Consider the following 22,080-nt stretch of genomic DNA (forward strand, 5'->3'; position numbering starts at 1 on the left):
CAGCGGGTAAACGGGCGGGTCCCCCCGTACCGTCGGAACCATGACACAGCGGGCACTCGACCCCTCCGGGGAGCAGACTCCCGGGCATCCCCGGCCGGCCTTGATCGACGCCGGAGCCGAACTCGATCCCGTACACCCGATGGAACCACCGCCCACGGCCCGGCACACCGGTGGTCTCACGACCGCCGAGGTCGCCGAACGGGTCGCCCGCGGCGAGGTCAACGACGTACCCGTGCGCTCCTCGCGCTCCCTCACGGAGATCGTCCGCGCCAATGTCTTCACCCGGTTCAACCTGATCATCGGCGTGCTCTGGGTGATCATGATGTTCGTCGCGCCGATCCAGGACAGCCTCTTCGGCTTCGTGATCATCGCCAACACCGGCATCGGCATCATCCAGGAGTGGCGCGCCAAGAAGACCCTGGACAGCCTCGCGGTCATCGGCGAGGCGAAACCGACCGTGCGGCGCGACGGAACCGCCGCCGAGATCTCCACCTCCGAGATCGTCCTCGGCGATCTGATCGAACTGGGCCCCGGGGACAAGGTCGTCGTGGACGGCACGGTCGCCGAGGCCGACAGCCTGGAGATCGACGAGTCGCTGCTCACCGGCGAGGCCGACCCGGTGATCAAGCGGTACGGCGACCCGGTGATGTCCGGCAGCTTCGTCGTCGCGGGCGGCGGCGCGTTCACCGCCACCAAGGTCGGCCGCGAGGCGTACGCCGCTCAGCTCGCCGAGGAGGCCTCCCGCTTCACCCTCGTCCACTCCGAGCTGCGCTCCGGCATCAGCACCATCCTGAAGTACGTGACCTGGATGATGGTGCCGACCGCGGTCGGCCTGATCATCAGCCAGCTCGTCGTCAAGGACAACAACTTCAAGGACTCCGTCGCGCGGACCGTCGGCGGCATCGTCCCGATGATCCCCGAGGGACTGGTGCTGCTCACCTCGGTCGCCTTCGCGATCGGCGTCGTACGGCTCGGCCGCAAGCAGTGCCTGGTGCAGGAACTGCCCGCCATCGAGGGGCTGGCCCGGGTCGACGTCGTCTGCCTGGACAAGACCGGCACCCTCACCGAGGGCGGCATGGACGTCACCGAGGTACGCCCGCTGAACGGCGCGGACGAGGCGTACGTGAAGCGGGTCCTGGGCGCCTTCGGCTCCTCCGACCCCCGGCCCAACGCCAGTCTCCAGGCCATCGTCGACGCCTGCCCGGACGACGGGCGGTGGCGGGTGACGGACTCGCTGCCGTTCTCCTCGGCCCGCAAGTACAGCGGTGCGGCCTTCGACGAGACCGCCGGTGACGATGCCGATGGCGGTGACAGTGCCGGTGCCGGTGACAGTGCCGGTGACGGCCGGAACGGCGGCGGGAGCGGCGCGGAGAGCCGCCGGAACTCCTCCTGGCTGCTCGGCGCCCCCGATGTGCTGCTGTCCGACCAGGACCCGGCGCTCACCGAGATCGAGCACCTCAACGAACAGGGCCTGCGGGTCCTGCTGCTGGCCCGCGCGCCCGGCGCACTCGACGCGCCCGGTGTCGCCGACGGGGCCGTACCCACCGCGCTGATCGTCCTGGAACAGCGGCTGCGGCCGGACGCCGGGGAGACCCTGGCCTACTTCGCCGACCAGCGCGTCGCCACGAAGGTCATCTCGGGTGACAACGCGGTCTCGGTCGGCGCGGTCGCCGGGAAGCTCGGTCTCGCGGGCGCCGAGAACACCCTGGACGCGCGCCGGATGCCGACCGACCCGGACGAGATGGCCACGGCCATGGAGGAGAACGCGGTCTTCGGCCGGGTCACCCCGCAGCAGAAGCGGGACATGGTCGCCGCCCTCCAGTCGCGCGGCCACACGGTCGCGATGACCGGTGACGGCGTCAACGACGTGCTCGCCCTGAAGGACGCCGACATCGGGGTCTCGATGGGCTCGGGCTCCGAGGCGACACGCGCCGTGGCGCAGATCGTGCTCCTGAACAACAGCTTCGCGACGCTGCCGTCCGTGGTCGCCGAGGGCCGCCGGGTGATCGGCAACATCACCCGGGTCGCCACGCTCTTCCTGACGAAGACCGTGTACTCGGTGCTGCTGGCGGTGCTGGTGGTCTGCTTCCAGGTGGAGTACCCGTTCCTGCCGCGGCACCTGACCCTGCTGTCGACGCTGACGATCGGCGTACCGGCGTTCTTCCTGGCGCTGGCGCCGAACAAGGAGCGGGCCCAGCCGCACTTCGTCCGCCGGGTCATGCGGTACGCGATTCCGTCCGGCGTGATCGCGGCGGCGGCCACCTTCGTCACGTATCTGGTGGCCCGGCACCACTACTCGGGCGCGGACGCCCTGGACGCCGAGACGAGCGCGGCGACGCTCACGCTGTTCCTGGTCTCGATGTGGGTGCTGGCGATCATCGCCCGCCCGTACACCTGGTGGCGCGTCTGCCTGGTCGCGGCGATGGGGCTGGGGTTCCTGATCGTGCTGGTGGTGCCGTGGCTCCAGGACTTCTTCGCCCTGAAGCTCGTGGGGACGACCATGCCGTGGGCGGCCGTGGGGATCGCGGCGGCGGCCGCGGTGGCCCTGGAGTTCGCCTGGCGCTGGGTCGGCCGGCGCTTCGGAGCGTGAAAGGCCGTCCCGTGGTCCCTGGCGGGCGGGCCGCCCCTCGGGGCGCCGTCCGCCGGCAGAGACCGCGAGGCACCCCGCACCTGGACGGTGCGGGGTGCCTCGGAAGGTGAAGCGGGTGGCGCCCGGTGGGGCGCCTCGGGCCGCTCCGGGGAGCGGCCCGGCACGGTGACTACTTCACGTCGAGGTAGTCGCCGCCGGCCGAGACGGCCGGGGTGGTGGAGGTGCCGGCGAAGCTGTAGCGCCAGTAGCCGTCGGCCGAGGCCTTGACCGTGGTCTTCAGCGCGCCCGTGGAGCTCGACTTGATCGTCTTGATCGTCGTGTAGGTATTGCTGTTCTTCTTGCGGAACTGGAGCTTCACGGACTGATTGCTGTAGCCCTTGTACGTGCTGGTCTCCCAGTTCGCACGGGACAGCTTGCCGGTGACCGTGATGGTCTTGCCCTTCTTCACGGGCTCCGGCGACGCGTTGGCCGTCAGCTTGGAGAACCGCTGCATCTTGACCCAGGCGAGGGAGTCGTGGTTGTACTCCTCACCGTTCTCGTCCACGCCGGAGACACCGACGTGCCAGTTGCGGGCGTCGGCGTTGATCAGCCAGGCCGGGTCGACCGTGAGGGACGACGTGCAGGTGGAGGTGGTCGCGTTGACCGCCTTGCACGTGACGCCGCCCTCCTGCGGGCCGAAGCCGAAGCTGTCCTTGTCGTCGATGTTCTTGCCGACCCAGATGAACGCGGCGACGCCGCCGACACCCGCGGTGTCGGTGGCGGTGACCGAGATGGAGATCTTCTTCTTCGACTTGGTGCCGACGACGATCGGCTTGCCGCCATTGGCGACGATCTTGGTCACCTTGAAGGTGTCGGCCGCGGCTGCCCGCGCCCCGAGGGGCGCCTTCGCCGTGTCGGAGCCCTTCGGCGCCGAGAAGTCGTAGTCGTGGGACCACGAGCGGCCGTCGTCGGCCTGCGCGGCCTGCGCGGCCGGAATGGTGAGAGCGGACAGAGCCAGGGCGCCGGTAGCTACGGCAACAGTGGCACGAATGCGCATGCGTTCCCCAAGTGTGGAGCAGGGGGCCCACGGTCTCGCGTTCACCCGGTGGGACCCGTCTGGTCTGCGAGTCAGACGACTCGACAGACCAGACCTCCTCTGCATGTGAATGGTTGTACGAATCCATGACCTTTCTGTGAAAGTCACGAAGTCGCACCGGTCCGCCGCCCCGCGCCCGACAGGCTCTCAGTCGAACCAGCGGTCCCGCGCCAGCTCCTCCGTACGCGAGGGATCCTCCAGCAGCGCCGCCACCTCGAAGCGGCGCGGCCACTGCCCGGCGGCCCAGGCCAGCCCCGCCGCGACGCCCTCCAGCGTGGCGGCGTGCACCACACCGTCCGGGGTGCGGCGCCAGTCCAGCTCGACGCCACCCGCGCGCAGTTCGGCGTGTTCGACGTACGAGTCCGGGGTCCCGGCACCGAGCAGCACCCGGACCGATTCCGGTACGCGGTGCTCCTCGCCCTCGCTCGTCACCTCGGCCTCGACGCTCTCGCCGAGCCGCCGCACCTGGAAGAGCTCGGCCAGCTCCGCGGCGCTCGCCGGGGCGACCGGCAGCAGCGCCACTCCCCCGGTCAGCGGCAGTACGTCGGGGGCGTCGGCGATCACCGCGTCCGCCGCGTCCACCACCCGTACCCCGCCGTCGACGACCGCACGCAGCTCGTCCGGCAACGTCACCTGCTGCGGGTCGAGTTCCGCCAGCGCCGTGTAGAGCGCGTGCAGCTGTACGGGGCTGACCGGGCGGTCCTCGTCGGCGAGCCGCCCGAGCAGCTCGGCGGCGCCGCCCGGCTCGTCCAGGAGCGCGGCCACCGAGGTGCGTACGCCGAGCGCGCGCAGCACCTGGGCATCGTCGAACCCGGACGCGTCGACGGCGTCGTACAGCCCGGCGAGCCGGGGGTCGCCGCCCGCCGCGCGCAGGCCCGCGGGGCGGCGGCCGTCCAGCACCGGGTGGTCGCGCAGCCACCACGCGGTGTACGGGCGCACGGACTGGGTCGTACCGTCCGGGAGCAGCACCCGGACCGGCTGGGTCAGGGCGTCGCGCAGCGGCGGGCGGGCGAGCATCGCGAGCGCCTGCGGCCAGGCGTCGTCATCGACGAGGTCCAGGTCGCGGACGGCGACGATCTCGGTGGCGACGGGCGGCACGGGGGTGTCGGGCAGCTGGTCGAGGATGTCCTCGCACCACACGTCGACGGCGTCGAGCAGCCCGGCGTCGTCCGGTTCGGCGAAGTCGCTGTCGCGCGGCTCCAGTTCATCGGGGTCGAGCACCACATCGGTGGCCCGCACCAGGGCGAACGTGGCGAGCACCCCACAGGCGGTGAGCGGCTGCTCGCCCCAGCGGTCGGCCAGTTCCTCGTCGCACAGGGCCAGTTCGCCCTCGCGCATCACCTGGGCGAACGGGCTTTTGGGCAGGACCAGTTCACCGGCGGGCGCGGGTTCGCCGTCCTCGTCCGGCAGGGCCAGCGCGCCGAGCCACGGCTCGTCACCGGGGGCGAGGTCCGCGTCGCGTACGAGGGTGAGGACGGTCTCCGCCAGCTCGTCGCCGTCCAGCGCGTCCTCGTCCCAGATCTCCCCCGCGTCCAGCGAACCGGCGACGGCGGCCCGCACCTGCGGGGTGGTCAGCACGGCGCGCGGGGTGGCGGGCAGGGCGCCCAGCTTCTCCAGGAGCGGATGGGCGGCGTCCGGGTGGGCGACCTTCAGCCCGAGCCGGGCCAGCCGGGCGAGCACCGGTCCGGTGAGCGCGTCCGGCAGCGGCAACAGGACCTGGCGGGGGCCGATGGTGGTGCGGGGCGCCCGGTCTTCGGGGGCGTCCGCCCCTCCGGCCAGCGGGACGGGAAGGCCGGAGAGCCGGTCCGGGTCGATGCCCGTCAGGCTGTCGTAGAGCCGCCGCCACCAGTCCGGGGCACGCTCCAGTCCGGCGAGGCGGTCGATGGCCTCGGTCAGCGGGACGCGGGCGACGCCGAGGGTGCGCAGCTCGGTGCGGCGTTCCAGCCCGGCGGGCAGGAGGCACGGCAGCACCTCGGCGAGCACCCGTACGGTCGCGGTGCCGACGCCCTCGACGATCTCCGCCTCGATGGGCCGCAGGGCGGTGGTGGTCCGGTCCGGCCCGTCCGCTCCGTCGGCCTTCTCCCAGTCGTCCCACCGGTCGGACCCGTCGGCCGGGTCGCGGGGGGCGGCGGGCTCCAGGAACGCGATCCGGGGCAGCCGCGCGAGGACCGCGCCGCGCAGCGCGCCGTCCAGCCCGCCCTTGCCCAGCGGCCCGGGAACGAGCGCGACGGTGCCCGTCGACACCGGCTGCCACTCGGCGAGCAGCTCCGCGTAGGCGTCGGCGGCGCGCTCCACCAGGAAGTCGGTGAGCGGGCCGGGCGCGGGGTGCCGGCGGCTGGTGTCCAGCGGCAGCGAGGCGATCAGCAGCGCGGGAATCCCGAGGGGTTCGTCGGTGGGGGTGGGCGCGTGGACGACGGGGGCGGTACGGGGGTGCCGCGGGGCCCCCTGCTCGTCGACGGGCACCGCCCAGGTGACCGACCAGTGCGGGCGCAGCCGCTCCTCCACGGGCCGGTCGGCGAGCAGCGCGGGCTCGACCGGGCCGTGGTGGAAGACGGTGCGCCAGCGGTTGGTGCCGTGCGCGGAGTCGTCGATGTGTGTGTACGGGCCCTGCTGGGAGCGCCGCAACGTCCTTGCCCCGTCAGGGGTTTCGATGACGATCTCGTCGAGACCGGGGAGGGTGAGCAGCAGCGCGTCGTCCACGGCGGTGAGCAGCCGGCCCACGAGGTCCTCGGCGGTGCCGTCGCGCAGCGGCAGCACGACGACGGTGTCGTACCCGTCCGGTGCGGTGCCCTCGGCGGGCAGCGGGAGGCGCAGCAGCGGTACGTGGCCGTCGCGGCGGCGCAGTTCGTCACCGAGTCCGGGGCTGCCGACGGCCGCCTTTCCGGCCAGTTCGCGGGCCTCCGCCAGCGACCAGCGGACGCCGCCGTGCCGGCCGATCACCGCGGGTTCGTCGCTGACGGCGAGGACGGCGGCGAACCCGACGCCGAACCGGCCGACCGAGGACTCGTGCCCCTCGCGCTTGGCGGAGGCGCGCAGGGTGCTCAGGGACTCGACGCCGGTCGCGTCCAGCGGGGCGCCGGTGTTCGCGGCGGCGAGGACGGCGCGGCCGTCCGCGCCCGGGGCCGCCGGGCGCAGGGTCAGGCGCAGCCGGCCCGGGACGTGGGCGCGGGCGGCGGCGTCGGCGGCGTTCTGGGCCAGCTCGACGACGAGCCGGTCACGGTAGCCGCCGAGCGCGAGGTCCTCCTCGGCGTTGGCGTCCTCCCGGAAACGGGCGGGCCCGGCTCCCCAGGCGTCGAGCACGCCGCGCCGCAGCCGTGCCGTCCCGAACGGATCGGCCCCCTCGGTCGCATTCATGCTCAACGTCTCGACTCCGCTCTGTTCCGGTGACCGTGACCTGTGCGCGGCGGGCACGACGCGTGGTGCGTGGTGTGCGCGTGGTGCGCGTGCCCATGCCGCCCAGTGTGCGCCCGAAGGTACCGCGACGGCGGACGGGCACAGAACCGGGCCCGTCCGGCGTCGTGCTCCGTCGCCGGACGGGTGGGTCTGCCGGGTGGGTCTGCCGCGCGCCGGGTCCCGGAGGCCGCCCGGCGGGCTCTCAGGAGTGGCCGAGATCCTCCGTCGGCCCGTCCGTCTCGTCCGGGACGGAGCCGCTGTCCCGTGCCGGGCGCAGGGGGTACTCGTCCACCTGGAGCGTGTCCAGGGCGTGCGGGGCGGGCTTCGGCGGCTTCGGCATCACCGCCGCCTCGGAGTGGCCCCCGCATCCGTAGGACAGCGACACCACATGGCCGTCGGCCGGGCCGAACTCATTCGCGCACACCCCGAAGGCCTGCTTCAGGGAGCCCGTCATCGGCACCAGGAACGCGCAGCTCACGCAGGTGGCCGGGGCCGCCTGTGCCATCGGGGTCTTCGGCCCGAACGCCTCGTCCCAGCGGTCGGCGGCCGCGTGCAGCCCGTACCGGGACAGCACCCGGGCGCGCCGGGTGCCCAGCTCGTCCGCGACGGCGGCGATGGAACCGCGGCTCGTCGCGACCGGCCGGAACGTCAGCTCCGCGTCCTCGGCGTCGACGAGGTCCGCCAGCTCCTCGGAGACCGCGGAGTTCGGCGGGGGCTCGTCCTCGCCGGTGTAGCCGGGCTCCAGGCGGATGTCCTCCGCCTCGGTGGGCAGCAGGTCGCCGGGGCCCATGTCACCCGGGCGCAGCCGCTCGCTCCACGGCACCCATTCGGGGGCCAGGAGGGCGTCCGCCCCCGGCAGGAGCACCGTCTCGTCCAGGGTGACGTTCTTGGCCCGGGAGGCCCTGGCGACCGTCACCGCCCAGCGCCAGCCCCGGTAGCCGGGCTCCTCGCACTCGAAGTAGTGGGTGACGACCCGGTCTCCCTCGGAGACGACCCCCGAGTGTTCACCGACCACTCCTGGCGCGGCCGCTTCCTCGGCCGCCGCGCGTGCGAGGTCTACCGCCTCGGCGCACAGGCGGTCGGGAACAGGGGTACGGGCCGTACGGCTTCGCGTCGTCGCAGCACTCACAGGTCTCGCTTCTCTCCATACGCCAGTCTCACGAGCGCGCCAGCTGCTGTGCGATTGCTGTTTTCGGCCATGACAGCTGCGGGCGGAGCGGACCTGGGGGCCGCGTCGACGTCCACACCCGTTGTGCCTGCCTCGGGCGCGCCTTCTGCTATCCATTCTGCGGGATCGCGGAGAGGCGCGCGGCCAAGAACAACCGCCGGTGGCGCGTTACGCACGCTACCCTCTCCGCCGCCCCGCGCCCACCTGCCCGTCCCAAACGTGCCGTATCCGTTCTGCCGCTCACTGGTCCGACGGGGCATCCCGCGCCGCGCCAGCGGCCGATCACGGTTCATCGGGACGAGGGTTGGGGCACTATGACGAGGTGGCTGCCGCCAGGTCGCACGACGGTTCCGGCCCGCTCCGCAGGGCGGGCCGGTCGATCGGCCATGCCCTGCACACCCCGTTCACGGGCGCCGCGAAAGGCATCCGGAAGGCGACGCACGCCCACGGCGCCGGGGAATCCGGCCTCGGCAAACTGATCGAGCTGCACGCGGTGAACGGCGCCGGCGACGTGATGATCACGGTCGCGCTCGCCTCCACGGTGTTCTTCTCCGTCCCCACGGACGAGGCCCGCGGCCGGGTCGCCCTGTACCTCGCCATCACGATGGCCCCCTTCACCCTGCTCGCCCCGGTGATCGGCCCGCTGCTCGACCGGCTGCCGCACGGCCGCCGGGCCGCGATGGCGGGCGCGATGCTCGCCCGTGCGGTGCTGGCCCTCACCATGTCGGGCGCGGTCGCCACCGGCGGCCTGGAGCTGTACCCGGCGGCGCTGGGCGTCCTGGTCGCCTCCAAGGCGTACGGAGTCGTCCGCAGCGCGGTCGTGCCCCGCCTGCTGCCACCCCGCTTCTCCCTGGTCAAGGCCAATTCACGGGTCACCCTGGCGGGACTCCTCGCCACGGGGGTGGCGGCCCCGATCGGGGCCGGGCTGCAGACCGTCGGATCGGGCTGGCCGCTCTACGGCGCGTGCGCGATCTTCCTCACGGGGACGTTCCTGGCCTTCACCCTGCCGCCCAAGGTCGACTCCGCGAAGGGCGAGCGCAAGGCCCGCCTGGTCGACCCGCACGCCGAGGGCGCCGGACCGGCCGCCGCGAGGACGAAGGCCGACGGCGGCCGGCGCGGCGGCCGCGGCAAGGACCGGGCCAACGGTGCGAAACAGGCCAGGGAGAAGCCGCCCGGACTGCGCTCCGTCGGCGGTTCCGTCCTGCACGGGCTCCAGGCGAACGCCTCGCACCGGGCGCTCTCCGGCTTCCTCATCTTCTTCCTGGCGTTCCTGCTGCGCGAGCAGCCGCTCTCGGGCCAGAGCGCCGCCGTCTCGCTCGGCATCGTCGGCGTCGCGGCCGGGGCGGGCAACGCCTGCGGTACGGCGGTGGGCTCCTGGCTCCGCGCCCGCGGCCCCGAGATGATCATCGCGACCGTCCTCGGCCTCGCCCTGGGCGTCGCCGTGCTCGCCGCGGTGTTCTTCTCCACCGTGATGGTCGCCGCGCTCGGCGCGGTCGCGGGTTTCACCCAGGCCCTGTCCAAGCTCTCACTGGACGCCATGATCCAGCGGGACGTCCCCGAAGAGGTCCGCACCTCGGCGTTCGCCCGGTCCGAGACACTGCTCCAGATGGCCTGGGTGGCCGGCGGCGGCATCGGCATCGCGCTGCCCCTCAACGGAGTACTCGGCATGTCGGTCGCCGCCTCCATCCTGGCCCTGGGCGCCGCCACCTCCGTACGGGGGCTGCTGGGCGCCGCGCGGCGCGGCACGCCGCACCCCCGCGTGGCATGAGCGGGGGCGACCGATAGCCTTCGGCCCATGACCGTTGCGTTCTTCTCCGGTAAGGGCCGTCGAATCGGCGTCGCTCTTGGTGCCGTGTCCGCGGGACTCCTTGTCCTGTCCGCCTGCGACAAGCCGACGCCGCTCGCCACCGTGACGGTCGGCGACAACTCGGTGAGCTCCGAGGCGACCTGCTACAACGACGGCAACGCCCTCAAGGAGTCCGATATCCAGGGCTGCCTCAACAAGAAGGCGGAGAAGTCCGTCAAGGTCGCGATGGACGACAAGGTCCGCTTCGGCGTCGACCCCGAGATCGCCGACAACGGCTGGACGCTCTTCATCAACGGCCAGCAGGCCGAGCAGGAGCCGTACAAGAAGACCTACCGGTCGATCCCGGGCAGCGCCTTCTTCGCCAGCCAGACCGGCGAGACCTCCAGCCGGACCCAGATCTCCATCGTGGAGACCAAGGGCAAGAAGCTCACGGGCATCTGGCACTTCGAGCTCAAGAAGACGTCCTGACCCCCATGCGTGTGCTCGTCGTGACCGCTGTCCCGGTGGAACGGGACGCGGTCACGCGTGCGTTCGGGGACACCCCGCAGGTTCTGCCGGTGCCCGGCGGCGAACTGCACCGCACCGGCGCGTTCGACGTGCTGGCGGGCGGCGTGGGCCCCTCCGCCGCGGCGGCCGCGACCGCCTTCGCCCTGGCCTCGGCGCCGGCCCCGGAGCCGTACGGTCTCGTCGTCTCGGCCGGTATCGGCGGCGGTTTCGCCCCCGCCGCGCCCCTCGGCTCGCTCGTCGTGGCCACCGATGTCGTCGCCGCCGACCTGGGCGCCGAGACCCCGGACGGCTTCGTGCCCGTCACCGCTCTCGGCTTCGGCCGGGACCGCTTCCGGCCGCCGCCCGCGCTCGTACGGGAGGTGGCGTCCGCCACCGGTGCGGCCGCCGGCCCGGTGCTCACCGTCTCCACCGTGACCGGCGGCGCCCGGCGCGCCGCCGCCCTGCTGGCCGCGCACCCGGGCGCGCTGGCCGAGGCGATGGAGGGCTTCGGGGTCGCGGAGGCCGCCGAACGGGCCGGTGTCCCCGTGCTGGAGGTGCGGGCCGTCTCCAACGCCGTCGGCCCCCGCGACCGGGACGCCTGGCGCATCGGCGACGCGCTGACCGCGCTCACCGGGGCGTTCGGGAAGACCGCACCCGTACTGGAAGGTTGGACCCAGCATGACCGAAACCACCGGAACGACCGGACCGGCCGCAGCGGCTGACAGCCCGTTGCGGATCGCGTTCTCGCCCTGCCCCAACGACACCTTCGTGTTCGACGCCTGGGCGCACGGAAGGGTCCCCGGCGCGCCCGCCCTCGATGTCACCTTCGCCGACATCGACCTCACCAACGGCATGGCCGAGCGCGGTGAGCTGGATGTGCTGAAGGTGTCGTACGCCGTGCTGCCCTGGGTCCTCGACGAGTACGCCCTGCTGCCGTGCGGCGGTGCGCTGGGACGGGGCTGCGGCCCGCTCGTCCTGACGAGGGAGCCGGGTACGGATCTGACCGGGCGGACCGTCGCCGTACCGAGCGAGCGCTCGACCGCCTATCTGCTCTTCCGGCTCTGGGCGGCGGAGGCCGTCCCCGGCGGGGTCGGCGAGATCGTCGTCATGCCGTTCCACGAGATCATGCCCGCCGTGCGGGACGGCAAGGTGGACGCCGGCCTGGTCATCCACGAGGCGCGGTTCACCTACCGGAACTACGGTCTGCACAACCTGGCGGACATGGGCCGGCACTGGGAGGACACGACCGGTCTGCCGATCCCGCTCGGCGCGATCATCGCCAAGCGCTCGCTGGGCGCCGACAGGCTGAAGAGGCTGGCCGATTCTGTACGTACGTCCGTGCTGATGGCCTGGGACGAACCGGAGGCCTCACGGGCCTATGTCCAGGAGCACGCCCAGGAGATGGACCCGGCCGTGGCCGACCAGCACATCGGGCTGTACGTGAACGAGTTCACCGCCGACCTCGGGCCGGACGGCTACGCGGCGATCCGCGGCCTGCTGACACGCGCGGCGGCCGAGGGGCTCGTACCGCCCCTCGGCCCGAACGCTCTCTCGTTCCCCTGATCCACCGGGGACTGAGCAAGGCGCTACTTTCGACACACGCCCTAGACGTCGAGCTGGTCGGCGACCGCCCGCAGCAGGCCGGCGATCTTCCCGCCCGCGGCCTTGTCGGGATAGCGACCCCGCTCCAGCATCGGCGTGATGTTCTCCAGGAGCGTGGTCAGGTCCTGGACGATCGACGCCAGCTCGTCCGGCTTGCGGCGCTGAGCGGCCGCGACGGACGGGGTGGGGTCGAGAATGGCCACGGACAGCGCCTGGTCACCGCGCTGGCCTGCGACAACGCCGAATTCCACCCGCTGGCCCGGCTTGAGCACGTCGACTCCGGCAGGGAGTACCGACGAGTGGACGAAGACGTCGCCGCCGTCGTCGCGGGAGAGAAAGCCGAAGCCCTTCTCGCTGTTGAACCATTTGACCTTGCCGGTGGGCACGTCTGTCCTCGTCCTCGTACTCGTCGGTGGGCCGGAGAGCCTGGGAAAACGGCTCCGGATAGCAGTACAGCGGGCCCCCATGACCCGCCGGGTCCAAGGCTAATGGCCCTGGGGCCGGTGACAAGACGTCGCCGGACGGTTCCTCCGGGCTGGGAACTACCCTGGCGGGGTGAGTACTACTCCTTCTGGCGCAGGTGACCGGCTGGTTCAGGTCGGCGCGATCGTTTTCTTCGTCGGCGCACTGGCCACTCTGGTCACAGTGGCCCCACTCTTCCTGGGCACGGACCCGTTCCCGTCGATCGCCTACGCGGTCTGCATGCTGATGGGCGTCGGGTTCCTGATCGCGGCGGCGGGCGTCGTGCGGTCGGCGTGGAGCAGCTCCCCGAAGCGGGCCGTCGGCCGCTCATAGTTCAGCCCTGACCGCCGCGGCTCTCCTCGAAGGCGCGCAGCCAGGCCGGGAAGCCCGTCAGGTCCGGCAGGATCACGTCCGCGCCCGCCGCGCGCAGCTCGTCCGCGTCGCACGGGCCCGTCGTCACGCCGACCGACAGAGCACCGGCCGCGCGGGCCCCGCGTACGTCACCGGTGTGGTCGCCGACGTACACCTGCGCGCCGTGCCCGATCAGCGCGCGCGCCTTGGCCTCGGCCCAGAGCCGCCCGATCAGTTCGTCCGGCTCGATCCCCAGGTGGTCCAGGTGGAGCCTGGCGCTCGGCTCGTGCTTGGCGGTGACGACGAGTGTCCGGCCGCCCAGCGCCCGCACCGCCTCGATGGCCTCCCGCGCACCGGGCAGCGCCGTGGTCGGGGTGATCGCGTGTGTGGGATAGATCTCCCGGTAGCGGTCGGCCGTCGCGGCCACCATGTCGGCCGGGTACCAGTTCGCCAGCTCCTCCTCCACCGGCGGGCCGAGCCTGCTGACGACCAGGCCGGTGTCGATCGGTACGCCCGTCTCGGCGGACAGCGCCCGGTAGTTGGCCCCGATGCCGGGGCGGGAGTCTATGAGCGTCATATCGAGGTCGAAGCCGACCGTCAGGGGATGCGGAGCCATGGTGGCCATTGTGCCCACCGGCCGCCTCGACCGGCGAAATCACGCCGCCTAGACTTAGCCAAGCCTTACCTCCCTCGCACGCGTCCCGACGGCCGCCGTGATGCGCCACCGCTCATCACGTCCACCGCTCCGCGCGCGCCCGTGTCCGCTTCGATGGGGTCAGATGTCAGCCGCCGCACCACGCCTCTCCAGACGCGCCTGCGCGACGGCGGCGGCCGTCCTCGCGCTGTTGCTCGCCGTTCTGCTCAGCCTCGCCGTGGGCGCGCGCTCGATCGCCCCCTCCGAGGTCTTCGACGCGCTGCTGCACGGCGGGAACTCCGACGCCGCCGAGGTCATCCGGAACATGCGGGTGCCGCGCACCCTCATCGGGCTGATGGTCGGCGCCTCCCTGGCCCTGGCGGGCACGGTGCTCCAGGGCATCACCCGTAACCCCATCGCCGACCCCGGCATCCTCGGCATCAGCCAGGGCGCCTCGGTGGGCGTGGTGCTGGCCATCGCGTACGCCGGGATCCACACCCTCACCGGCTATGTCTGGTTCGCGTTCGCGGGTGCCGCGATCGCCTCCGTGGCGGTGTACGCCATCGCCTCCAGCGGGCGCGGCGGTGCGACCCCGGTGAAACTCGCGCTGGGCGGCGCCGCGATCAACGCGCTGCTGGTGTCGGTGACGATGGCGGTGCTCACGACGAAGGCGTCCGCGCTGGACGAGTTCCGCTTCTGGCAGGTCGGCTCCATCGCCGGGCGCGAGGCGGAGGTGGCCCAGCAGATCTGGCCGTTCCTCCTCCTCGGCACGGTCCTCGTGCTCTCCGTGGCGCGCGGGCTCGACGCGCTCGCGCTGGGCGAGGACATGGCGAAGGGCCTGGGCCAGAAGGTCGCCACCGTACGGATCGTCGGCGGCATCGGGGCGACCGTGCTGACCGGCGCCGGGGTCGCCGCGGCCGGGCCGATCGCCTTCATCGGCCTCGCCGTCCCCCACATCGCCCGTGCGATCGTCGGCAACGACCACCGCTGGGTGCTGCCCATGGCCGCGCTCATCGGCCCCGTGATGCTGCTCGTCTCCGATGTCATCGGCCGCGTCCTGTTCCCGCCGAGCGAGGTCCCGGCGGGCGTGATGACGGCCCTGATCGGGGTGCCGTTCCTGGTCACCCTGGTACGCCGGAAGGCGGTGCCCGCATGAACGCGGCCATGACCCCGGTGCGTCCCCCCGTGCGTCCCCCCGTGCGGCCCGCCGGTTACTCGCTCGTCCGGATCGGGACGCGCGGACGGTTCCTGCTGCACCGTCGCGCCGCCGCCGTGGCGGCCGTCCTCGTCGTCCTGCTGGCCCTGGTCTGTGTCGCCTACCTCTGCGTCGGCGAGAGCTTCGTCGCGCCCGTCGAGGCGGTGAAGGTGGTCCTCGGACAGCCCTCGTCCAGCGAACTGGTCGTGGGCACGCTGCGGCTGCCGCGCATGGTCGTCGGGCTGCTCGTCGGCGTGGCCTTCGGGATCGCCGGCGCGCTGATCCAGACCGTGGCCCGCAACCCGCTCGCCAGCCCCGACATCATCGGCATCAGCCAGGGCGCGAGCGCGCTGACGGTCGGCGCGATGACCTTCGGCATCACCTCGTACGCCGTCCTGCCCTACCTGTCGGTGATCGGCGGCGTCGCCGCGGCGGCCCTCGTGTACGCCTTCGCCTGGCGCGGCGGGCTGCACGCCACCCGCTTCGTCCTCATCGGCATCGGCTTCGCCATCGCGCTGCGGTCGGTCACCACGCTTTTCCTGACGAAGGGCGACTACCTGGTCGCCCAGCAGGCCCAGATCTGGATGACCGGCTCCCTCAACGGCCGCGGCTGGGAGGAGGCCGCCCCGATCGGCTGGACGCTGCTGATCCTGCTGCCCGCCGTGCTGTGGGCCTCCCGGGCGCAGCGCACCGTCACGATGGACGACGACACCGCCACCGCGCTCGGCGTACGCCTGGGGCGGGTACGGCTCGGGCTCGTCGCCCTCGGTGTGATCCTGGCGTCCGTGGCCACGGGGACGGCCGGGCCGGTGGACTTCGTGGCGCTGCTCGCGCCGCAGATCGCCCGGCGGATGACGCGCACGGCGCAGATCCCGCTGTTCTGTTCCGCCCTGCTCGGCGCGGTGATCGTCGTCCTCGCCGATCTGCTCGCCCGCAGGCTCTTCTCCCCCACCGAACTGCCGGTGGGTGTTCTGACGGCGGCGGTCGGCGCCCCGTACCTGATCTGGCTGATCATCCGCGGCCACAGCGGCCGCAGTGGAGGCAAGGCATGAGCGAGACCCTCCCGACCGACATGGTGGGGACGACGAGCAGGCTCTCGGCCCGCGGGCTGACCCTCGCCTACGAGGACCGCACCGTCGTGCACGAGCTGGACCTCGCCGTGCCCGACGGGCGGGTCACCGTCATCGTCGGCCCGAACGCCTGCGGCAAGTCGACCACCCTGCGGGCGCTCGGCCGGCTCCTCAAGCCGCGCGACGGGGCCGTTCTGCTGGACGGCACCGAACTGGCGAGGATCCCCACGAAGAAGATCGCCCAGTCGATCGGGCTGCTCCCGCAGACCCCGGTGGCCCCCGAGGCCATCACCGTCTCCGACCTGGTCGCCCGCGGCCGCCAGCCGCACCAGCACTGGTGGCAGCAGTGGTCGGAGGCGGACGAACGCGCGGTCACGGACGCCATGGACCGTACGGACGTCTCGGCGCTCGCCGACCGCTCGGTGGACGAACTGTCCGGCGGACAGCGCCAGCGGGTGTGGATCGCGATGGCGCTCGCCCAGGACACCGATCTGCTGCTGCTCGACGAGCCGACGACGTACCTCGACATCGCGCACCAGGTGGAGGTCCTGGACCTGGTGCGCCAGCTCGCCGCCCCGGCGGCGGACGGCACCCGCGGCCGGACCGTGGTGACCGTGCTCCACGACCTCAACCAGGCCGCCCGGTACGCCGACCACCTGGTCGCCATGAAGGCGGGCCGGATCGTCGCGGAGGGCCACCCGCGCGACGTCGTCACCGCCGAGCTCGTGCGCGAGGTCTTCGGCCTGGAGGCGGTGATCGTCCCGGACCCGGTGACGGGTTCGCCGCTCGTCGTGCCCGGCGCCCCCTGGACTTCTCCCCATTCCCCTCTCCGAAAGGCTCCACAGACATGACCGTCCCCTTCCGCAACCGCCGTGGCCCGGTCGTCGCCTCCCTCGCCGTGACCGCCGCGCTCGCCCTCTCCGCGTGCGGCTCCACCGAGCACGGCTCGGCCTCCGGCTCCACCGAGGACAAGAGCAGGACGCACACGGTCAGCACCGCGAACGGGAACGTCGAGGTCCCCGTGGATCCGAAGCGGGTCGTCGTCCTCGACACCGGCGAGCTGGACTCCGCGCTCAGCCTGGGCATCCGGCCGGTCGGCGCGACGCACTCGGCGTCGGAGGACGGTTTCCCCTCCTACCTGCCCGCGAGCGGGACGAAGGGCATCAAGGAGGTCGGTGAGATCGCCAACCCGAACATGGAGGCCGTCGCCGCGCTCAAGCCCGACCTGATCCTCACGAGCAAGGTCCGTGACGGTGACCGTTACGAGCAGCTCAGCGAGATCGCCCCGACCGTGATGACCGAGGCCACCGGCAGCGCCTGGAAGGAGAACTTCCAGCTGCACGCGGACGCGCTCGGCAAGAAGGACGAGGCCAAGAAGGTCATCGCGAAGTACGACGCCCATGTGGCGGAGGTGACGGAGGCGATCGGCGGCAAGGAGAAGGCGGCGGCCACGGACGTCAACTTCATCCGGTTCGTCGAGGGCGCCGAGATCCGCATCTACGGCAAGCAGAACTACATCGGTTCGATCCTCGCCGACCTCGGCATGGGCCGCCCCGCGATCACGGACAAGGCGAAGGACGGGTTCTCGTACGACGTGTCGCCGGAGAAGATCGACCTGGCGGACGCGGACGTCATCTTCACGTCCACGTACGGCGACCCGGCCAAGGCGGGCACGACCAAGACGATGAACAGCGGCCTGTGGAAGGGGCTGACCGCGTCCAAGAACGACAAGGTCTTCAAGGTCGACGACCGCCTGTGGATCGCCGGCATCGGCTACACGGCCGCGGACAAGATCCTGGACGAGTTCCAGAGCAGCCTGACGAAGTAACCCGACGGCGGGACTCCTCCCGCCCCGGATGCCGGACGGGCCGGCCCCGCACACGGGGACCGGCCCGTCGGGCGTCGTACGACCGGTAGCGGCGGATACCGGTGCCGTGTCCCGGGCGCGGTGCGCGGGCGCGGTGCCGGGTTCCGTGTGCGTGCGCGGGCGGGGTGCCGGTCGCGGTCCCGTGTGCGTGCGCGGGCGGGGGTGCCGGTCCCGGTCCCGTGTGCGTGCGCGTACCCGTGTGCGCGGGCGCGGGTCGGGGCGCGCCCGGTGACGGCCCGGCCGGACCGGCCGCCCGGTCCCGCTCAGGCGGCGCGTCCTCGCGCCCGCCACACCAGGTACAGCGCCGAGGCGACCGCCGCCACCCGGAGCACCACCGGCCAGGCGCCCACCAGGACGTCCCCCATCCCGCCCTCCGCGATGGGCTCCCCCCAGCGCCCCTCCATCCGGCCCCACACCCACACCACGGTGGCTGCCACCACCACGCCCGGCAGCCCCATCGCGGCCCACTTCGCCTCGGCCCGGGACAGGGTGCGCGAGCTGTACGCGAGGAGCCAGCCGCCCGCGAGTGCCAGCCAGGAGCCCGTCACCGCGCCGCCGACCAGCAGTGCGGCGGCCAGGAGCAGCAGCGGATGCGCGAACCGGGCGGTCTTCGTCGCGGCGGCGGGCTCCGGCGCGGCGGCGGCTGCCTTGCGGCGGCGCAGCCTCGGCAGCCCGAGGCGTACGCGGGCGCCCTTCGCGGGCTGCTCCCCGCCCTTCCCGGTCCCGGCCCCGCCCTCGCGGTCCTCGCCGTTCTCGCCGGCCCCGCCCTTCTCGCCGTCGAAGTCGTCGAGGGCGTCGCGGTCGTCGCGGTCGCCGGCCTCCTCGTCCGCGTCCGGGTCGCGCCGGGGCTTCGGCGGCCTCGGCGGCCTGAAGATCTCGGGGATCTCCACACCCCCGACGAATCCCGGTACGCGCTCGCCGTCGCCGAACGACCCCGGCGCGATGCGCCACCAGTCGGGTTCGCCGCCGGACGGGCCCTGCTGGTCGAGGCCCAGGACATGCGGTGCGGAGGGGTCCGGCCAGTCGTGCGCCGGGGCGGCGGTGTCCTCGGCCGCGTCCGCCGCGCCCCCGCTCCCCTTCCGGCTTCCCCGGCTTCCCCGGTTCTCCCGGCTCTCCTCGCGCTCCCCGCGCTCCCGGCCCTCTCCCGGGCTCTCGGGCGCTTCCGACGCGCCCCGCCCGGAACTGTCTTTCGGCTCCTTGCGGAGCAGCCCGCTCCGGGGCCGGGGAAGGCCGCGCCACTGCCCGCCGCCGGACCCACCGCCCGCTCCGCGCTCCGCGCTCCGCGCCGACGGCAGCGGCACCGATCCGTCGCCCGACTCGGCCGCCGCGGCCACCAGTTCGTCCGGCGTACCGAGCCTGCCGATGATGCGCCGCACCGCCGCCGGGGTGCCCGTGCCGTCCTGGTGGCGCTGCCGGTCGATCTCGCCCCGAAGCGTCGAGACGAGCCGCATCCGGGCACCCGAGGGCAGCTGTTGTTGCTGGGCCAGGTCCCCGACCCGGCTCAGATAGTCGTAGACGAGCTGGTCGCTCTCGATCCCCACTCGATGGTTCCCCTCTACCGGCCCTGCCCCGACGGTAGCGTTCCAGCGGCTACCGTGGGACGGATGGGGACGACCACACCACCGCGCACGCTCGCCGAAGCTCTGCGCGCCCGCGCCGACGAATCGCTGGCCGGGCTGCTGCGTGCCCGCCCCGACCTCCTCAGCCCCGTGCCGAACGACATCACCCAGCTCGCGACGAGAGCGGGCACCCGTGCCTCCGTCGTCCGCGCGCTGGAACACCTGGACCGGTTCGCGCTCCAGACCGCGGAGGCACTGGCCGTGGCACCGGACCCGGCCCCGTACGGCACGCTGCTGTCCCTGCTCACGGGGGACGGCCAGGACGACGGGGACCAGCGCGACGACGCGGGGAGCGCGATCACCGCCGCGCTGCCCGCCGCCCTGGCGACGCTGCGCGAACAGGCCCTCGTCTGGGGCGAGGACGACCGGCTGCGCCTGGTCCGTACGGCCAGGGAACTGCTCGCCCCGTCCCCGCAGCACCCCTCCCCCACCGGCCTCGGCCCGACGGTCGCCGAGGCGACCGCCGGCATGTCGCCCGGCCGCCTCCAGGAGATCCTGACCGCCGTCGGGCTGCCCGCCACGCACGACCCGGTCTCGGCCGTCACCGCGCTGGCCGGTCTGTTCACGGACCGGACCAGGATGGCGGCCCTGCTGGACACCGCCCCGGCCGAGGCACTGTCCGTGCTGGACCGGCTGGTGTGGGGGCCGCCGTACGGGGAGATCACACCGAACCCCACGCCGCCGGTCCGGTGGCTGCGCGACCGCGGCCTGCTGCTGCCGGTGTCGACGCGCACCGTCGTACTGCCCCGCGAGGCGGCGCTGCATCTGCGGGCCGGGCGCGCCCACCGCGTACCGGAACCGGTGCCGCCGGTCGTCGCCGCGGCGGCCGAGCGCGATCCCCAGGCTGTGGACGGAGCGGCGGCGGGCCAGGCGTTCACGGCCCTGTCCACCATCGAGGACCTGCTGAAGCTCTGGAACGGCGGCGGCCCGGCGATCCTGCGCGCGGGCGGGCTCAGCGTGCGTGAGCTGAAGCGGGCCGCGAACGCGATGGACGTGACGGAGCCGGTCGCCGCGTTCTGGGTCGAACTCGCCCACGCGGCCGGGCTGCTGGCCGCCGACGGGGAGAGCGACGAACGGTACGCGGCGACGCCCGCGTACGACGACTGGCTCGAACTCCCCGCCCAGGACCGCTGGGCACGGCTCGCCACCGCCTGGCTCGCCGCCACCCGCACCGCCGGTCTGGTCGGCGGCCAGGACGCCAAGGGCCGGGCGCTGTCCGCACTCGGCCCCGAACTGGACCGCTCGGCCGCGCCGGAGGTACGCCACCGGGTGCTGGCCCTGTTCGCCGCGCTGCCGCCGGGCACGGCGCCCGACCCCGTGACGCTGCTGGCCCGGCTGCGCTGGGAACGCCCGCTGCGCGGGGGTGCGCGGGGCGCCGGGATGCCGGGGGCTCCCAGGCCCGCCGAGGCCTCGCCCTCCGCCCCCGGGGACACCTCCGACCTGCGGTCCCGGATCGCCCTGTGGACGGTCAACGAGGCGGAGCTGCTGGGCATCACGGGCCGGGGTGCCCTCTCCTCGCAGGCCCGCGCGCTGCTGGCCGACGGGCCCGGCGCGGCCGCCGCCCTCCTCGCCCCGCTCCTGCCGGAACCGCTCAGCCATGTGCTGCTCCAGGCCGACCTGACGGCCGTCGCCCCCGGCCCGCTGGAGCGCCCGCTGGCCGAGATGCTGTCGGTCCTCGCGGACGTCGAGTCCAAGGGCGGGGCCACGGTCTACCGCTTCACCCCCGGTTCGGTACGCCGGGCGCTGGACGCCGGGCAGGCCGCCGCCGACCTGCACGCGTTCCTGGCCGCGCACAGCCGTACGCCGGTGCCGCAGCCGCTGAGCTACCTCATCGACGACGTGGCCCGCCGCCACGGCCATCTTCGGATCGGCTCCGCGTCGGCGTACGTGCGCTGCGACGACGAGGCCGTGCTGAACGAGATCCTCGCCGACAAGCGCTCGGCCACGCTGCGGCTGCGCAGGCTCGCGCCGACCGTGCTGGCCGCCCAGGCCGACCCGGCGTCCCTGCTCGAAGGGCTGCGCGAGATGGGCTACGCCCCGGCCGCCGAGTCCGCCGAGGGCGACGTCCTGATCACCCGGGCGGGCGCCCGCCGCACCCCGCCCCGCTCGGCGCCCGTACCCGTGCCCGAGGGCCCGCCGGTCCCGGACGAGACCCTGCTGGGCGCGGCGGTCCGGGCGATCCGGGCCGGGGACACGGCCGCGACGGTCGTCCGCAAGGACACCGGAGAGGGCCCCGAGACCCCCGTCTCCGCCGGGTCCCTGCCCCGTACGACGTCGGCGGAGACCCTGGCCACGGTCCAGGCCGCCGCCATGACGGGCGCGGCGGTCTGGATCGGCTACGTCAACGCGGACGGCGCCGCCAGCCAACGGGTGATCGCCCCGGTCCGGGTGGAGGGCGGCTTCGTGACGGCGTACGACCACACGGCCGACGAGGTCCGCACGTACCCCCTGCACCGCATCACGGGCGTGGCCGAACTGGCCGACGACGCGAAGCCCTAGAGCCTGCGCCCATGGATCGGGCGCGGTCGTGGATCGGGCGCGGTCGTGGATCGGGCGGGGTTGTGGGTCAGGCGGGGGCGTGGGTCGGGCGGGGCGTGGAAAACGGCTGTGTCTGCTGTGGCTGCTCACTGGGCGGCTGTGACACGTGGCTCCTCCCCCGGACCGACGACCTGCCGACAGGCCATCGTTCTCCACCAGCCGTCCGCCGGGCCCCGGTGTCCGGCCTCGCTCCGCGCCTGCCGAACCTCTGTGGCGTGAGCCA

General features: G+C 73.4%; 17 protein-coding genes. 11 read left to right on the plus strand and 6 right to left on the minus strand.

The window, feature by feature from the left end:
* The first annotated feature begins 40 nt into the window (after window positions 1-40).
* The gene (locus OHA98_RS36510; protein ID WP_266932041.1) at window positions 41-2,590 is read left to right on the plus strand and encodes an HAD-IC family P-type ATPase; all 2,550 of its coding nucleotides are present in this window, start codon (window positions 41-43) and stop codon (window positions 2,588-2,590) included.
* A gap of 169 nt (window positions 2,591-2,759) precedes the next feature.
* Here the strand turns inward: OHA98_RS36510 and OHA98_RS36515 are convergent, their stop codons facing one another.
* From OHA98_RS36515 to OHA98_RS36525, 3 genes are all read right to left on the minus strand, one after another.
* A complete protein-coding gene (locus tag OHA98_RS36515) occupies window positions 2,760-3,626 on the minus strand; it encodes a DUF5707 domain-containing protein (protein WP_266932042.1) in 867 nt (288 codons plus the stop codon).
* A 186-nt stretch (window positions 3,627-3,812) separates the two neighbouring features.
* The gene (locus tag OHA98_RS36520; RefSeq protein ID WP_266932043.1) at window positions 3,813-7,019 is read right to left on the minus strand and encodes a sacsin N-terminal ATP-binding-like domain-containing protein; all 3,207 of its coding nucleotides are present in this window, start codon (window positions 7,017-7,019) and stop codon (window positions 3,813-3,815) included.
* 241 nt (window positions 7,020-7,260) lie between these two features.
* The gene (locus tag OHA98_RS36525) at window positions 7,261-8,187 is read right to left on the minus strand and encodes a DUF3027 domain-containing protein (protein WP_266932044.1); all 927 of its coding nucleotides are present in this window, start codon (window positions 8,185-8,187) and stop codon (window positions 7,261-7,263) included.
* A gap of 361 nt (window positions 8,188-8,548) precedes the next feature.
* Between OHA98_RS36525 and OHA98_RS36530 the strand changes: the two genes are divergently transcribed.
* The 4 genes from OHA98_RS36530 to OHA98_RS36545 are packed head-to-tail and all read left to right on the plus strand — an operon-like array spanning window position 8,549 to window position 12,082.
* On the plus strand, window positions 8,549-9,994 hold the full coding sequence (locus OHA98_RS36530) for an MFS transporter (protein ID WP_266932045.1): 1,446 nt from the start codon (window positions 8,549-8,551) through the stop codon (window positions 9,992-9,994).
* Between the two features lie 27 nt (window positions 9,995-10,021).
* A complete protein-coding gene (locus OHA98_RS36535) occupies window positions 10,022-10,501 on the plus strand; it encodes a DUF2771 domain-containing protein (RefSeq protein ID WP_266932046.1) in 480 nt (159 codons plus the stop codon).
* 5 nt (window positions 10,502-10,506) lie between these two features.
* Window positions 10,507-11,241: a futalosine hydrolase gene (locus OHA98_RS36540; protein WP_266932047.1), complete on the plus strand. Its 735-nt coding sequence runs from the start codon at window positions 10,507-10,509 to the stop codon at window positions 11,239-11,241.
* Window positions 11,198-12,082: a 1,4-dihydroxy-6-naphthoate synthase gene (locus tag OHA98_RS36545; protein ID WP_266932048.1), complete on the plus strand. Its 885-nt coding sequence runs from the start codon at window positions 11,198-11,200 to the stop codon at window positions 12,080-12,082. The genes OHA98_RS36540 and OHA98_RS36545 overlap by 44 nt, the downstream gene beginning before the upstream one ends.
* A gap of 41 nt (window positions 12,083-12,123) precedes the next feature.
* Here the strand turns inward: OHA98_RS36545 and OHA98_RS42810 are convergent, their stop codons facing one another.
* The gene (locus OHA98_RS42810) at window positions 12,124-12,507 is read right to left on the minus strand and encodes a cold-shock protein (protein ID WP_323179698.1); all 384 of its coding nucleotides are present in this window, start codon (window positions 12,505-12,507) and stop codon (window positions 12,124-12,126) included.
* Window positions 12,508-12,676: 169 nt separating this feature from the next.
* Here OHA98_RS42810 and OHA98_RS36555 point away from each other — a divergent pair, with 169 nt between their 5' ends.
* Window positions 12,677-12,916 carry a hypothetical protein gene (locus OHA98_RS36555; RefSeq protein ID WP_266932049.1) on the plus strand — a complete coding sequence of 80 codons (240 nt, stop codon included), beginning with the start codon at window positions 12,677-12,679 and terminating at the stop codon, window positions 12,914-12,916.
* 1 nt (window position 12,917) lies between these two features.
* On the opposite strand, the gene OHA98_RS36560 is transcribed toward OHA98_RS36555, so the two are convergent.
* Complete coding sequence (locus OHA98_RS36560) at window positions 12,918-13,559, minus strand: HAD family hydrolase (RefSeq protein ID WP_266932050.1); 642 nt, start codon at window positions 13,557-13,559, stop codon at window positions 12,918-12,920.
* 154 nt (window positions 13,560-13,713) lie between these two features.
* Here OHA98_RS36560 and OHA98_RS36565 point away from each other — a divergent pair, with 154 nt between their 5' ends.
* From OHA98_RS36565 to OHA98_RS36580, 4 genes are read left to right on the plus strand one after another with little or no spacing between them, the layout of a single operon-like run.
* Window positions 13,714-14,724: an iron ABC transporter permease gene (locus OHA98_RS36565; protein WP_266932051.1), complete on the plus strand. Its 1,011-nt coding sequence runs from the start codon at window positions 13,714-13,716 to the stop codon at window positions 14,722-14,724.
* Window positions 14,721-15,815 carry an iron chelate uptake ABC transporter family permease subunit gene (locus tag OHA98_RS36570; protein WP_266932052.1) on the plus strand — a complete coding sequence of 365 codons (1,095 nt, stop codon included), beginning with the start codon at window positions 14,721-14,723 and terminating at the stop codon, window positions 15,813-15,815. Before OHA98_RS36565 ends, OHA98_RS36570 begins: the two co-directional genes overlap by 4 nt.
* Window positions 15,812-16,684, plus strand: a complete 873-nt coding sequence (locus tag OHA98_RS36575; RefSeq protein WP_266932053.1) for an ABC transporter ATP-binding protein — start codon at window positions 15,812-15,814, stop codon at window positions 16,682-16,684. The genes OHA98_RS36570 and OHA98_RS36575 overlap by 4 nt, the downstream gene beginning before the upstream one ends.
* Window positions 16,681-17,661, plus strand: a complete 981-nt coding sequence (locus tag OHA98_RS36580; RefSeq protein ID WP_266932054.1) for an ABC transporter substrate-binding protein — start codon at window positions 16,681-16,683, stop codon at window positions 17,659-17,661. The genes OHA98_RS36575 and OHA98_RS36580 overlap by 4 nt, the downstream gene beginning before the upstream one ends.
* A gap of 302 nt (window positions 17,662-17,963) precedes the next feature.
* On the opposite strand, the gene OHA98_RS36585 is transcribed toward OHA98_RS36580, so the two are convergent.
* The gene (locus tag OHA98_RS36585; protein ID WP_266932055.1) at window positions 17,964-19,241 is read right to left on the minus strand and encodes a hypothetical protein; all 1,278 of its coding nucleotides are present in this window, start codon (window positions 19,239-19,241) and stop codon (window positions 17,964-17,966) included.
* 63 nt (window positions 19,242-19,304) lie between these two features.
* On the opposite strand from OHA98_RS36585, the gene OHA98_RS36590 reads away from it, so the two are divergent.
* Window positions 19,305-21,818, plus strand: a complete 2,514-nt coding sequence (locus OHA98_RS36590) for a helicase C-terminal domain-containing protein (protein ID WP_266932056.1) — start codon at window positions 19,305-19,307, stop codon at window positions 21,816-21,818.
* Window positions 21,819-22,080: the final 262 nt, after the last annotated feature.

The organism is Streptomyces sp. NBC_00654 (genome assembly GCF_026341775.1).
GTDB lineage: Bacteria > Actinomycetota > Actinomycetes > Streptomycetales > Streptomycetaceae > Streptomyces.